Origin of the sequence: Rahnella laticis (assembly GCF_015644585.1) — a bacterium.
Classification (GTDB): domain Bacteria; phylum Pseudomonadota; class Gammaproteobacteria; order Enterobacterales; family Enterobacteriaceae; genus Rahnella; species Rahnella laticis.
Genome location: NZ_JADOBI010000002.1, coordinates 372,935 through 387,074, shown reverse-complemented (window position 1 = coordinate 387,074; position 14,140 = coordinate 372,935). Strand labels below are relative to the sequence as shown.

Annotated in this window: 11 protein-coding genes; 2 read left to right on the top strand and 9 right to left on the bottom strand. The window is 53.6% G+C overall.

Translation table 11 applies throughout. The annotated features are described in order from the left end of the window. The first annotated feature begins 306 nt into the window (after window positions 1-306). Window positions 307-1,296 (top strand): aldo/keto reductase, encoded by a 990-nt coding sequence (locus tag IV433_RS05025; RefSeq protein WP_195813283.1) that lies wholly within the window; start codon window positions 307-309, stop codon window positions 1,294-1,296. Window positions 1,297-1,325: 29 nt separating this feature from the next. On the opposite strand, the gene IV433_RS05020 is transcribed toward IV433_RS05025, so the two are convergent. The 7 genes from IV433_RS05020 to IV433_RS04990 form a co-directional block, all read right to left on the bottom strand. Beyond that, window positions 1,326-1,691: a hypothetical protein gene (locus tag IV433_RS05020; protein ID WP_195813282.1), complete on the bottom strand. Its 366-nt coding sequence runs from the start codon at window positions 1,689-1,691 to the stop codon at window positions 1,326-1,328. Window positions 1,692-1,860: 169 nt separating this feature from the next. Beyond that, entirely contained in the window at window positions 1,861-3,525 is a 1,665-nt protein-coding gene (locus tag IV433_RS05015) for a methyl-accepting chemotaxis protein (protein ID WP_195813281.1), read from the bottom strand. A gap of 311 nt (window positions 3,526-3,836) precedes the next feature. Then, window positions 3,837-5,429, bottom strand: coding sequence for an ABC transporter ATP-binding protein (locus IV433_RS05010; RefSeq protein WP_195813280.1), 1,593 nt, complete (start codon window positions 5,427-5,429; stop codon window positions 3,837-3,839). After that, complete coding sequence (locus IV433_RS05005) at window positions 5,426-6,241, bottom strand: ABC transporter permease (protein ID WP_195813279.1); 816 nt, start codon at window positions 6,239-6,241, stop codon at window positions 5,426-5,428. The genes IV433_RS05010 and IV433_RS05005 overlap by 4 nt, the downstream gene beginning before the upstream one ends. An 18-nt stretch (window positions 6,242-6,259) precedes the next feature. Continuing rightward, window positions 6,260-7,198, bottom strand: coding sequence for an ABC transporter permease (locus IV433_RS05000; protein ID WP_195813522.1), 939 nt, complete (start codon window positions 7,196-7,198; stop codon window positions 6,260-6,262). 106 nt (window positions 7,199-7,304) lie between these two features. Then, window positions 7,305-8,846 carry an ABC transporter substrate-binding protein gene (locus IV433_RS04995; protein ID WP_195813521.1) on the bottom strand — a complete coding sequence of 514 codons (1,542 nt, stop codon included), beginning with the start codon at window positions 8,844-8,846 and terminating at the stop codon, window positions 7,305-7,307. Between the two features lie 74 nt (window positions 8,847-8,920). Further along, window positions 8,921-9,823 carry a homocysteine S-methyltransferase family protein gene (locus IV433_RS04990; RefSeq protein WP_195813278.1) on the bottom strand — a complete coding sequence of 301 codons (903 nt, stop codon included), beginning with the start codon at window positions 9,821-9,823 and terminating at the stop codon, window positions 8,921-8,923. 329 nt (window positions 9,824-10,152) lie between these two features. Between IV433_RS04990 and fhuE the strand changes: the two genes are divergently transcribed. Next, window positions 10,153-12,369: a ferric-rhodotorulic acid/ferric-coprogen receptor FhuE gene (gene fhuE / locus IV433_RS04985; RefSeq protein WP_229893216.1), complete on the top strand. Its 2,217-nt coding sequence runs from the start codon at window positions 10,153-10,155 to the stop codon at window positions 12,367-12,369. Window positions 12,370-13,353: 984 nt separating this feature from the next. Here fhuE and IV433_RS04980 read toward each other — a convergent pair. Both IV433_RS04980 and IV433_RS04975 read right to left on the bottom strand, forming a co-directional pair. Next, window positions 13,354-13,605, bottom strand: a complete 252-nt coding sequence (locus IV433_RS04980; protein ID WP_195813277.1) for a hypothetical protein — start codon at window positions 13,603-13,605, stop codon at window positions 13,354-13,356. 179 nt (window positions 13,606-13,784) lie between these two features. After that, window positions 13,785-14,135 carry a hypothetical protein gene (locus IV433_RS04975; RefSeq protein WP_195813276.1) on the bottom strand — a complete coding sequence of 117 codons (351 nt, stop codon included), beginning with the start codon at window positions 14,133-14,135 and terminating at the stop codon, window positions 13,785-13,787. Window positions 14,136-14,140 lie beyond the last annotated feature (5 nt).

Sequence of the window (14,140 nt, the reverse complement as noted above, 5' to 3'; positions counted from 1 at the left end):
TTCCCGGCAATAAGATATTGCGCCGAGTCTACGCTGCGCGCCCCTACAGAAAGCCGCCAGAAAAATGACAACTTTGTCATGTTCCCGCAGGCTCTCTCCGATTAATGAACTCAGCTCATAAAGGTATGCGGATTGCCCCCTCTAATCCGATGAACCTTCAGCGACTATGATTCAGTCCACGTTAAGCTTTCGTTGTTATTCATCCTGAAATCACAGGATTCCGGGATTACAGGATAAATCTCCTCGCAACGGATCGCAGATCCCACGGACACTGAACGTATCACGTCAATACTGAGGAAAAATCACATGCAAAAACGCTTACTGGGCAAGTCTGGCCTCGAAGTTTCGTCTCTCGGTTTAGGCTGCATGGGGCTGAGCTTTGGTTACGGCGCCGCAACGGAACCCCGTCAGGCCATTGAACTTATCCGCGCCGCGGTAGAACGCGGCGTAACCTTCTTTGACACCGCCGAAGTTTACGGCCCGTACCTCAACGAAGAAGTGGTCGGCGAAGCGCTGGCACCGGTGCGCGATAAAGTGGTGATCGCCACGAAATTTGGTTTCACCTTTGGCGACGATAACAAACAGCAAAACCTCAACAGCCGCCCTGAACACATTCGCGTCGCGGTGGAAGGCTCGCTGAAACGCCTGAAAACCGACGTCATCGACCTGCTTTATCAGCACCGCGTAGACCCGGAAGTACCGATTGAAGACGTCGCCGGCGCAGTAAAAGATCTGATTGCCGAGGGTAAAGTGAAGCACTTCGGGCTGTCCGAAGCGGGCGCACAAACTATCCGCCGCGCGCACGCCGTACAACCGGTTACCGCGCTGCAAAGCGAATATTCCATGTGGTGGCGCGAGCCGGAGCAGGAAATCATTCCGACGCTGGAAGAGCTGGGTATTGGTTTTGTGCCCTTCAGCCCGCTGGGGAAAGGCTTCCTGACCGGCGCATTTGATGCGAATGCCACCTTTGGAAGCGACGATTTCCGCAGCAAAGTGCCGCGTTTCTCGCCGGAAGCGCTGGCGGCAAACCAGAGCCTGCTGGCGGTGATTCATAACATCGCGCAGGAAAAACGCGTTACACCGGCACAGATTGCGCTGGCCTGGTTACTGGCACAAAAACCGTGGATTGTACCGATTCCGGGCACCACCAAACTGCACCGTCTGGAAGAAAACTTAGGCGCAACGGACGTCACGCTGAGCGACAGCGAATTACGCAATCTCGCCAGCGCGCTGGCCGCCGTCGAAGTTCACGGCGACCGCTATCCGGCCGCATTGCAGGCACGCGTCGGGCGCTGAAACTCAAAAGCGACGAAACCGGAGCGGGCTCAGTTCCGCTCCGGATCTCCGGCTTCATCACGCATTTTTTGCGCCCGCGCCAGTCTGTCCATTTCATCCTGTTTATTGCGCTCGACCGCTTCCTTATGGATGCGGTCAGTCTCGGCATTCTGCTGTTTAACACGTTCCTCAACCTGCCTGGCATAGTCGCGGGAACTCTTCTCAAACTCTTCCTGTTGTTTTCGTTGCTGTTGCAGAACCTGTTCATACTGCTGACGGTTCTTCTCGGCGGCCTGATCAAGAAACTGCTGACGCGATTGCACATCTGCGTTCGACACAAAACTGAAAAGCAAAGCCGCTGTACCCGCGACAATCCCCGGAAGTGCATTATTTTTAGCTGTCAGAAAACCGGCCATATGAAAACTCCCTTTCAAAAAATGAGTGTGTTTTACAGGAAAACAATAACAAAGAGGGGAAGTACGGCAGTTAGGGGAAGTGTCTTAAAAGTCTGAAAACGGCGGAAAAGTAAAAAACCCGATACTCAGTACCGGGTTTGGAGAATTAACGCAGAAAATAATCAGAAAATCAGAAGGTTTCCCACGAGCCTTCATCGGCGGCAGGCACCGCGCGACGGTTTGGCAATAGCGCCGGGGATTTAGCCTGCGTCGCTTTGCGCACGGCGGAGGTTGCCGTCGCCGCGCTGACTTTAAAGATGCTGATGGCCTGCGACAGGCGCTCCGCCTGCTCATTCAGGGAATACGCCGCCGAAGAGGCTTCCTGAACCAGCGCGGCGTTCTGCTGCGTGACTTCATCCATCTGGTTGATGGCTTTGTTGATCTCTTCGATGCCGGTGCTTTGCTCGTTGCTGGCAATCGCAATTTCGCCCACGATATCGGTCACGTTCTTCACGCTGGACACCACTTCGGCCATGGTTGCGCCCGCTTTGGCGACCAGCTGCGTTCCGTTATCGACTTTCAGAACAGAATCGTCGATCAGCGATTTAATCTCTTTCGCCGCCGAAGCAGAACGCTGCGCCAGATTGCGCACTTCCGAGGCCACCACGGCAAAACCGCGACCCTGTTCACCGGCACGCGCGGCTTCCACGGCGGCGTTCAGCGCCAGAATGTTGGTCTGGAACGCAATGCCGTCGATGACCGCGATGATATCGACAATTTTACGGGAAGACGCGTTGATGCCTTCCATCGTATTAACGACCTCGCCCACCACTTCGCCGCCCTGCACTGCCACGCGGGAAGCCTGCGCCGCCAGCTGATTAGCCTGACGCGCATTATCAGCATTCTGTTTCACCGTGGCGGTCATCTGTTCCATCGCCGAGGCAGTTTCTTCCAGAGAGCTGGCCTGCTGTTCGGTACGGGAAGATAAATCCAGGTTCCCGGCGGCAATTTCGCTAGACGCGCTGTTAATCGCATTGGTTCCGGCGCGGACTTCAGTCACGATCTTGAGCAGATTTTCGTTCATGTTTTTCAGGCCCTGCATCAGCTGGCCCGTTTCGTCGTGGGAATTCACCTGAATTTGCGTGGTCAGGTCGCCTGCCGCCACGTTTTCTGCCACTTTCACCGCGTTAAGCAGCGGACGGGTGATAGAACGGGTCAGGAAATAGCCCATTGCCGCTGCGACAAGGATCGCCAGCGCGGAGAAAATCAGCGTCAGTTCAATGGCGGTATGCCCGTCTGCCACGGCTTTTTTGCCTTCGGCCTGCAACTGCTGATCCTGCGAATTGGCAAAAGCGGTCGCCAGATCCAGATACGCGTTCTGCGACGTGGTCAGTTTACGCAGAACATATTCGGTTGCGCCGTCCATATCACCGGAGCGGGCCAGTGCGATCAGCGCTTCTTTGCCGCTTTCAAACGCATCGCTGGCATCCTGCAAGGCTTTGATTTTTTGCTTGCCGGTCACCGTTGTCTGGATGGCCGCAATTTTGCTCATCGCCAGATTGGTTTGTTTAATGGTGTCATCCAGCTGTAAATAACGTTTTTGGTTTTGCTCAGGATTTTTGGTATCGATAACAATTCCGCGCAAAAATTTAATCTGGTCATTTACGCCGTCGCGGACATCAAATGCCAGACGAACTTTCACATAACGATCGTTGACTATTTGCTCAATACTGGCGTTGATTCCGCTTATTTTGGTTACTGCCGTCACGCTGACGATGATTAATAGCAGAATTACCAGGCTGAATGCGGCCCCCAAACGGGCACCCACCCGCATATTGTTGATCATCTTAAACATTCTCACTCCCTTATTTCCTGGCCAATAAAATGAATACAACGCGAAACAATTCAAATTGCTGATGATTGCATAGCGAAATCACTGTTTATTTTCTTTTAAATAATCCGGAAACCCTTATCTCAAATTAATTTTTTGACGCGGGAATAAAACCCTTAGAAATATTTAACGTTCAGGAAGGTTATCGGTACAAATAAAGAGATCTTTAGTGAATGAATTATTAGGGAAGTGTAAAGAGAAATGAATCAGAAAGGTTTGTTACTGTACAACAATGGAATTGCGATTTACGCCTCCCCTTTTCAGGGGAGGCCGCTTTACTCGCAGACGAACATTTCTGCCAGCCAGCCGGTGCGCATTTCCGGTACGGAATGCAGCAACTCGCGGGTGTAATCGTCCAGCGGTTCGCTCAGTGCGGATTCCACCGGCCCCTGCCGTACAATCACGCCTTGTCTGAGCACCGCCACTTCATCAGCAATCTCGCGCACCACCTGCAAATCATGCGTGATAAACAGGTACGCGATGCCGGTGTCGTGCTGAATTTTACGCAGCAGCGCCAGCACGTCGCGCGCCACCAGCGGATCTAACGCGGACGTCGGTTCGTCGCACACAATCAGTTTCGGCTCCGCCGCCAGCGCCCGTGCAATGCATACGCGCTGTTTCTGACCGCCGGAAAGTGCCGCAGGGTAACGCTCCGCGAGTTCCGCATGCAGCCCGACCTGTGCCAGCAGTTCGCTGACTTTGGCCTGCCGTTCGCTGCGGTTAAGCGAAGTAAAACATTCCAGCACGCGGGAAATCTGCCCGCCAATGCGCTCTTTCGGGTTCAGCGCGGTATCGGGGATCTGATGAATCAGCTGCACATCGCGCAACTGCGGGCGGCTGCGCTGACGCAAACCCGCTGGCAGCGTTTGCTGTTCCAGTGTCACTTCCCCCGTTTCCGGGCTGAGCAACCCGCAAATCACTTTGCCGAGCGTTGATTTACCCGAACCGGATTCGCCGATCACCGCCAGCGTCCGGCCACGCGGCAAATTCAGGGAAATATCCTGCAAGACCGGCTGCGCCTGATAACGCGCGCTGATATTGCGCAGACTCAGCGCCACGGGTGCCTCGCCGGTTTGCGGCGTTTTAGTTTCGCCCTGCGCATTCAGCAGACGCCGGGTGTATTCCTGTTGCGGCTGCGCCAGCAGTTGCGCGGCCGGTGCCTGTTCCACCGTTTTGCCGTGCTGCAACACCATAATCTTGTCGCTGATTTGCGCGACAACGGCCAGATCGTGGCTGATGTAAATCGCCGCCACGCCGGAAATGCGGATCACATCGGCTATGGCTTTCAGCACGCCAAGCTGCGTAGTGACATCCAGCGCCGTCGTCGGCTCATCGAAAATCAGCAGTTCGGGACTGGCACACAGCGCCATCGCAATCATCGCCCGCTGCAACTGACCGCCGGAAACCTGATGCGGATAACGCTGATAAAACGCCTGTGGCTGCGGCAAACCGAGCTGTTCAAACAGTTCAATGGCGCGCGCCTGTGCCTGCTGGCGGTCAAAGATTTTGTGTTTCAGTACCGCTTCAATCACCTGTTCACCCAGGGTCATCGCCGGGTTAAACGCCGCACCGGCGGACTGCGCCACATACGCAATATGGCGGCCACGGATCTGGCGTAAACGCCGGTCAGACAACGCCGTGAGATCCTGCCCGTTAAAGACAATGCTGCCGGAATGAATACGCATTCCCTGACGACAATGGCCGAGAATTGCCAGCCCAATGGTGGATTTCCCCGCGCCGGATTCGCCAATCAGCCCCAGCACTTCGCCGCGTTTGACGGTAAAAGACACGTCATCCACCAGCGTCCGCGGATTTTTACCGGCGGTCACCACGCGCAAATTTTCTGTCTTGAGTAAAACGTCGTTCATGCTTTTTTCCCCCAGACGCGGGTCGAACCGCTCATCAGCCAGTCGGCGACGGCATTGACCGCCAGCGCCAGCACCGCAATCGCCCCGCCGGGGATCAGCGCCGCCCAGACGCCAAACAGAATGCCGTCTTTATTATCCCGCGCCAGCCCGCCCCAGTCGGCGGTGGGTGGCTGAACGCCAAGACCAAGGAACGACAGCGCCGAGAGGAACAGTAAAATGAAAATAAAGCGCAGGCCAAATTCGGCAATCAGCGTCTGTAAGGCGTTAGGCAAAATCACCCGCCGGAGGATCCAGCCGAGGCTTTCTCCGCGCAGGCGCGCCACATCGACAAACTCCATCACGCCGATATCCGTCGCCAGAGAACGCGCCACACGCAGCACGCGGGTGGATTCGAGCAGCCCGAGAACCAGCGTCAGGGTCAGCAAGGTTTTCGGCAAGACGGCCAGCACGATCAGCGCCAGAATCAGCGTCGGGATCGCCATCACGATGTCGTTGCAGCGGGAAATCACCTGATCCACCCAGCCGCCGCGTAATCCGGCGATAAAGCCCAGCGTGCAGCCGACCGAAAAGGCCACCAGCGCCGCCAGCGCGGTAACGCCCAGCGAAACCCGGGTACCCCAGATGAGGCGCGAAAGCAGGTCACGCCCGAGATTGTCGGTGCCGAGCAGCGCATTGGGCCCCGGCAGATCCCACGACATGCCCAGTGTCTGATCCGGTGCGTGCGGCGCCAGCCACGGCGCAAAAATCGCGATAAGAACAAAGAGACTCAGCACCAGCAGGCCAAGAATCGAGGCAGGTTTTAAGGCAGGCATTGCAGCAATTCCTAAAATTTAGCGGTTATGGCGTAAACGCGGATTGGCGACCAGCGCCATCACGTCTGCCAGCAAATTCAGCAGGATATAAATCCCGGCCAGCAACAGCGCGCAATCCTGCATCACCGGAATGTCGCGTTTGCTGATGCTGTCGACCATGTATTGCCCCAGCCCCGGATACACAAAGACGTTCTCGACAATCACCACACCGACCATCAGATACGCCAGATTGATCGCCACGACGTTGATAATCGGGCCGATGGCGTTGGGCAGAACGTGACGCCACAAAATGCGCGACGGCGACAGCCCTTTCAGCAGCGCGGTATCCACATAGGCGGAGCTTTGCGCGGCAATCAGCGCGGCGCGGGTCATGTTGCTCATGTGCCCGAGGATCGCCAGCACCAGCGTGGCGCACGGCAGTGAGATTGCAGAAAGTTTGGCGCCCAGCGGCATGTCCGGCGAAATACTGCTGTTGCTCGGTGCCCATGCCAGCGTGATGGCGAAAATCAGGATCAGCAGATAACCGGAGAAAAATTCCGGCAGCGCAACGGTGGCGCGGGTGATGGCATTGAGGAAAGTATCAATAACGCTGCCATGATAACGCACGGAAATAAACCCGATGATTAGCGCCAGCGGAACCGCGATGGCGGCGGTGCATCCCGCCAGAAACAGCGTATTACCAAGCCGCGTAAACAGCGGGCCGCTGATGGCTTCTCGGGTGGAAAAACTGGTACCGAAATCGCCGTGCAGTACGCCGAACAGCCAGCTCAGATAGCGGCTCGCCGCCGGTTTATCCAGCCCGAGTTGCAAGTTAAGCTCGCGGATGGCGTCCGGCGTCGTGCTCTGGCCGAGAATGGCGGTGGCCGCGTTGCCCGGCAGCAATTGCACACCGGCAAAAATCAGCACGGAAACCGCCAGCACCACCAGCACGCCATAAAACAAACGCACCAGCACCATGCGCAAAAGCGAGCCGTTTTGTGAAACACGGTTCAGCGAAAAACGGCCCGCAGGCCGTTGTGTTGTTTTTACAGAAGGAAGCTCTGACATTATTCTTTTACCCGGCTCAGCTTTCGATCCAGATTTTCTCTGCCGCGCGGTTACCGCTCAGCGGCATTCCCGGCACGGAGGTGAATCCTTTGATTTTGGATGAGCAGCCATCAAGCGCGTCGGCGTAAAGCGGAATGACTTCGCTACCCTGATCGACCAGCATCACCTGAATATCGTGGTAAATCTGCTTACGGCGCGCTTCATCCGGCTCACCGCGCGCGGCTTTCACCATCGCATCGAAGGCCGGAACGTGCCAGGCCGATTCATTCCACGACGACTGGCTGGTAAACACCAGAGATAGCAGCGCATCGGCGGTCGGACGGTTCGCCCAGTTAGACGACACAAACGCTTTTTTCTGCCAGATATCATTCCAGAACGCGTCATCCGGCACACGCACCACGTTGAGGTTGATCCCGGCTTTCGCCGCAGACTGCTGATAAAGCTGACCGGCATCGACCGCGCCCGGGAAACCGGCGTCGGCCACGTTAAGCGTCAGCGGGCCGCTGAACCCGGATTTCTTCCAGTGGAACTGCGCTTTTTCCGGGTCATACGGACGCTGCGGAATGTCTTTCGCAAAGTAACGGTTCGACGGGAAAATGGGATTATCGTTGGCAACGGTGCCGTATCCGCCCAAAACGGTGTCGATAATCTGCTGACGGTCGATGGCGTATTTCAGCGCCAGACGGCCATCGACGTTATCAAACGGCGCCAGATTCGACAGCCCCGGGAAGGTGTAAATCATGCTGTCTTTCGCACGCACCAGTTTCAGGTTCGGCATACGCTCGATACGGCTGACAATGCGCGGATTCACGCGGTTAATCAGGTGCGCAGAGCCGCTGACCAGCGCCGCCACGCGCGCCGTGGAATCGTTCATCGCCAGCGTTTCGACGGAGTCAACATGCCCGCGTTCGCTGTTCCAGTAATTCGGATTGCGTTTGGTCAGCGTGGTAACGCCCGGCTGGAATTTCTCCAGAATGAACGCGCCTGTGCCGATGCCTTTGTCGAAGTTTTCATTTTCGGCGGTGATAGCAAAATGCACCGCGCTCAGCAGCCAGACAAATTCCACATCGGCGGCGGTCAGTTTGATCGTCACTTCGTGTTCACCGGTCGCTTCAATGGAACTGACGGTGTCCAGATAACCTTTTACCGGCGACGTGGATTTCTCGCCGCGGTGGTGATTGAGGGAATACACCACGTCTTTCGCGCCCAGCGAACGGCCATCGTGGAACTGCACGCCCTGACGGATTTTCAGCACCCAGGTTTTACTGCCATCGGCAGATGACCAGGATTCCGCCAGCGAGGGCGCAAGTCCGGCGCTTTCGTCGATTTCCACCAGGTTATTGAAGACCTGAGAGCCGACGAAATACATGTAGGTTTCGAACCAGAATGCCGGATCCAGACGGTCGGTGCTGGACGCGTTATCCACGCCCACCACCAGATGCCCGCCTTTTTTCGGCTTCTCCGCATCGGCGGCAAATGCCTTGCCCAGCCACAATGAATGCGTGGCGGCTGCGATGGAAAGTGCCCCCGCACTTTTAATAAACGAACGACGATCAATCATGTTTTTCCCCTGTCACTGAGGCGATCACGCCCCAAAATTCAGTCCGCCGTGCGGCTGAAATGTTTTTGATTTTATTGGCTGAATGCGTTTTTCAATGCCGCGATATGTTCCGGCCCGATACCGCAGCAGCCGCCAACCATCGTTGCGCCCTGCGCTACCCAGTCTTCGGCAAATTGCAGATATCCGGCAGGATCGGTGTCCTGACGCATTTTGCTTAACCCTTCGTTCGCGCCGCGTTTGTTATCCGCCGGCTCAAAAGCGTTGGCATAAACGCCGATATCAAGAGAGGTGCTTGCGGCGCGTGCCGCACGAACGGCGGCGGCCATCACTTCCGGACGGCTACAGTTGAACAAAATCGCGCTGGCGGATAAACGCTGCGCGGCGTCAACCGCCTGTTCAATGGATTCACCGGAGCGCAACAGCGCGTGGCCGTCATCGTTGAGCTGATCCTGCAAGGTGAACGAGAACCACAGCGGACGCGGGTCATCGCCCAGCACGTCTGTCAGCACTTCGCGCACCGCTTCGACCTCGGCGACTGAACTTTGCGTTTCGGCCAGCCAGTAATCCACGGTGTCTTTGAGATTTTCCACCAGCACTGTCAGCAGTTTTTTCGCCGCAACCGGTTCGAAGAGATCCGGGCGATAAGAGCCCAGAACCGGCGGCAGGGAACCCGCCACTTTCACCGGCGTTTTTGCCGCATCAGCGGCTTCGCGCGCCAGTTTTCCGGACAGCGCAATCAGCGCCGCGCCCTGCTCCGCAAAGACGGTTTCGCCCACATGGAAAGGGACGACGGCGTAGCTGTTGGTGGTGATCACGTCGGAACCGGCTGCAATAAAAGCGTCATGCGCTTTACGCACAAACTCCGGTGCCTGGATCAGCGCCAGCGCCGACCATTCCGGCTGACGGAACGGCGCGCCCATCCGGGCCAGTTCACGGCCCATTCCGCCATCGAGAATTTTAATGTTACTGATCATTGTGTCGTCGCCTCGAAATTTTCTAACTGAATCAAGCAGTAATTCAGCAGGTGAATGACACTCTACAAAACGAACGTTTAGATGTCTAGATTTCTTAATGGCTAAAAAAGAGAAAAGAAAACTCACTATTACAGAATGGTAATATTTATTTACACCGCCAAACCCAATGCGTATTATTCTCATTCGCTTTATTAACTGAGTTAGCACTCCACCATTCCGGCCCTCTTTTTCGGGGGATCCCGGCGGGTCTTGTTCACCCTTTTAAAGCGTTATAAATATCTAAAAGTTGTGGCTAATAAAATATAAAATAATATTTCGGAGATTAATAAATGGTATCCGTTTCAGGGAAAAAGTCAGTTAAATCAATCCGTGGCAGGAATAATAATTTAGGACAGAAACTTTCACTTTCTGTTATTGCTGTTTTTATTTCGTCTTCTATACATTCTGCTAATGCTGCCGAAACTGCGGCGAATAAAACCGACGATACGGTCGTCGTGACCGGCCAGAATAACGTCGCGGCTACCGACACTGCCGCCACCGATTACAGCGTACCGGTCACCACCGCGGGTACCAAAATGGCGCTGACCACGCGCGACATTCCGCAGTCCGTCAGCATCATCAGCAAACAACGTATGCAGGATCAGCAGCTGCAAACGCTGGGTGATGTCCTGAAAAACACCACCGGCATTCAGGAAAGCGTCTCGGATCTTGACCGTCGCACCTATTACGCACGTGGCTTTTTAATCGATAACTACATGGTCGATGGCATTCCGACCACCTTCGACCCGCGCTGGGATCTGGGCGATTCCCAATCCGACACCGCACTGTTCGAACGCATCGAAGTGGTGCGCGGCGCAACCGGCCTGATGACCGGTCCGGGCAACCCGTCCGCCTCCGTCAATCAGGTACGTAAACACGCCGACAGCAAAGAATTCACCGGCAATGTTTCCGCAACTTACGGCAGCTGGAACAAACAGCGTTACGTGGCAGATTTATCCACCCCGCTGAACGAATCCGGCAGCGTACGTGGCCGCCTGATCACCGGATATCAGGATCAGAACAGCTACGTTGAGCGTTACGGCGCGACCAAAAAATTCGTCTACGCCACGGTAGATGCCGACCTGACCGATTCCACCCTGCTTTCCGCGGGCTACGAATTCCAGCAAACCAACACCGACAGCCCGACCTGGGGCGGCATGCCGCGCTGGTATCTCGACGGCAGCAAAACCGATTACCGCCGTGGCTTTAACTCCGCGCCGGACTGGGCTTACAGCAATAAAGAGACCACCAAACTTTTCACCACCCTGAAACAGTCCTTCGATAACGGCTGGCAGGCGACGCTGAATGGCACGCATACCGAATCCCTTATCGACAGCAAAATGATGTACATCGACGGAACATTCGATAAAACCACCGGCGTGGGCGAATCCGCTTATGCCGGTTATCCGGTCGTCGCGGGAACCGGCTACAACACCGGTAAACGTAAAGTCGATGGCGTGGACGCTTTTGCCAGCGGCCCGTACGAACTATTTGGCCGTCAGCATGAACTGATGACCGGCGTGAGTTATTCGAAGCAACAAAATACCTATTACAGCGCATTCGCCAATATTTCGACCGAAGAGCTGGGCAACTTTAACGATTACAACAGCCAGTTCCCGGAAACTGACTGGGGCCCGCGCTCTCTGGCTGAGCGGGACGTTATCCGCCAGAAATCAGCGTACGTCGCCACGCGTATTTCGCTGGCCGATCCGCTGCATCTGATTGTCGGCGCGCGTTACACCAACTGGAATTCTGACACCCTGACGGCTCAGATTGAGAAGAACAACATCACGCCGTACGCCGGTCTGGTGTTCGACATCAACGATACCTGGTCAACCTACGCCAGCTACACGTCGGTATTCCAGCCGCAGACTTACCGCGATATCAACGGCGCGTATCTGTCGCCGGTTATCGGTAAAAACTACGAAGCGGGCGTGAAATCCGACTGGTTCAACAGCCGCCTGACCGCTTCCGTTGCTGTGTTCCGCGCGGAGCTGGATAACGTCGCGCAAAGTATCGGCCGCACCATCGAAGGCTCGACCGATACGGCGTACGAAGGCAAAAACGGCACGGTGAGCCGCGGGATTGAATTTGAACTGAATGGCGCGCTGACCGACAACTGGCAGATGACGTTCGGTGGCACCCGTTACATTGCCGAAGACGAAAACAGCGATGCGGTTAACCCGCAACTGCCGCGCACGCAGCTGAAACTGTTCACCAGCTATCGCCTGCCGATGTTGCAGGATCTGACCGTCGGCGGCGGCGCGAACTGGCAGACCCACGTCTGGCAGGATGAGCCAGGCCCAAGCGGCAACGGCACGCGTTACGCCGAGCAAGGCAGCTATACCGTGGTTAATCTCTTCAGCCGTTATCAGGTCACGAAGCAACTGGCGGTTCAGGCCAACGTGAACAACCTGTTCGACAAAGAATACGACACGAGTGTCAGCCAGTACGTGGTGTACGGCGAACCGAGGAATGTGTCGGTGACAGCGAGTTATAGCTTCTGATTTTGGCTCATAGAGACTCGCCGTATCGGGTATAACCGGGACGGTGAGCTCTTAACTCAAGTCAAGACCTTGGGTTGCAACCAAACAACTTTGGAACGGCAGCCTGGCGTAAATTTCGGTTTTTTAATTGCGGTGATCGCTCAGCGGCTCGCGCCGAAACCGACCAAAAGGGGAAAAGCGTTTCCCCTTTTGGATTTCCCCACGCTTTTTCAACACGCGCTGCCGCTCGCTGGTTATGTTTCAGCACCCCTTGCTATTGCCGCGAAAACTTGCCGCTGCGCGGTACCTTCATTTCGGTCTTCGAGCCTTTCGGTCTCGAAACACTCATTCAGCAAGCTTTCTGAAAGCGGCTGACGGCTTTTTCAATTCAAAAGCAGCCTGCATAAATCTTTCGAATTACATAAGGATTGGCCGCTTTCAAAAATACATCTTCTGCAAGCAAATGGAACGTAAGATTCTCTGACAAATACAGAATACTAAAATCCGTCAAGATAGATATGACTGAGTTTATGCTAAGAAGCAACGCCTCTGAGAGCACCTGGTTTTACGATTAGAAGGTCATCCTTTTCTCGTCTTTTGCATTGTTTAGCAAAATCTATTGCCATGGCAGGAATAATGAGTCGTTTTTATAGCATGAGTACACATCGACCAAATTTGAAAAAGCACATATTTTTTATAATCAACTGAGTCGCATGAATTTAATAGCCATAAGTTCCAACTTCATTATCGGAAATATTTATCGGAACGTTTTCAAAATACTTGTATGGGTATATTTCCATCCAAAACAAATAATCCTTGAGATATCATCAGTCTTATTTTCACTATTGCATTTAATCATATCACTCACCAATCAATCACAGTCTTGTAATGATTCCACCATTTACTGAAACTGAAGTTAATGGAAATCCTGATCCTGCTCCAGCAATACCGCCATCTGTGGGGGATACATAAAATCTATTGATCTAAAATCAGTGATTGGTACTATTAGTATGTTCCAAACTCCTCATCAGCCAGAGTCTTCTTTAAAAACAAATCAGACTTGCATTTTATTTCAATCCATTGCTCACTACTCAGAACAATGTTATCTGTCGCTAAAAATAATGTGAATAGTATATTTTTCTCATGCGAAATAGATATTTCCATAAAAGGATCGCTGCACCCATAGATGTAGACATTTAAATATGGGTACTCAGTATTAATATCACCCACTTTTTCAAATACAAGACAGTCATTCATTTGTTTTTCATGCCCCTAAATTCGATAAAGTTGCCGCTAATACTCCAACTTGCTGCTCGTCCATCTGGTAAATTATAGGCCACCCGTCTTTATGAAAAAATAACTTACTGAATAAATATAAAGCCCATGACTTAAAACGCTTGCTTACAAAACTTTTAATAATTATTAACCATTAAAAATTAGATAAACTCAAGAATTTTCAGATCATGCAAAAAAAGTTTTCGTTCATCAGATGGAACATTTATCAACATATCCTCAAGACTGTTTGTAGAAAGAATATTTATTATTTCAGCCCGCATAACTTTGTTTCTCTCAGGGTACCACCCTCCGGAAATCACTAAAAGGATAACTTGCCACATAAGATTTTCAATAAGCCGTTCAAAACCATCTTCAAACGTGTAAGAGACATAGCCAATAATTTCTTCATGCGTCGTTCCACGCTTGAGTGCCAAGTCTCTGCTATAATCGAAGTAGGACTCCAAAGCCCAATCTTTCAGTGTGTTATATGTTACTCTTTCTTCATTAAGCATATTAT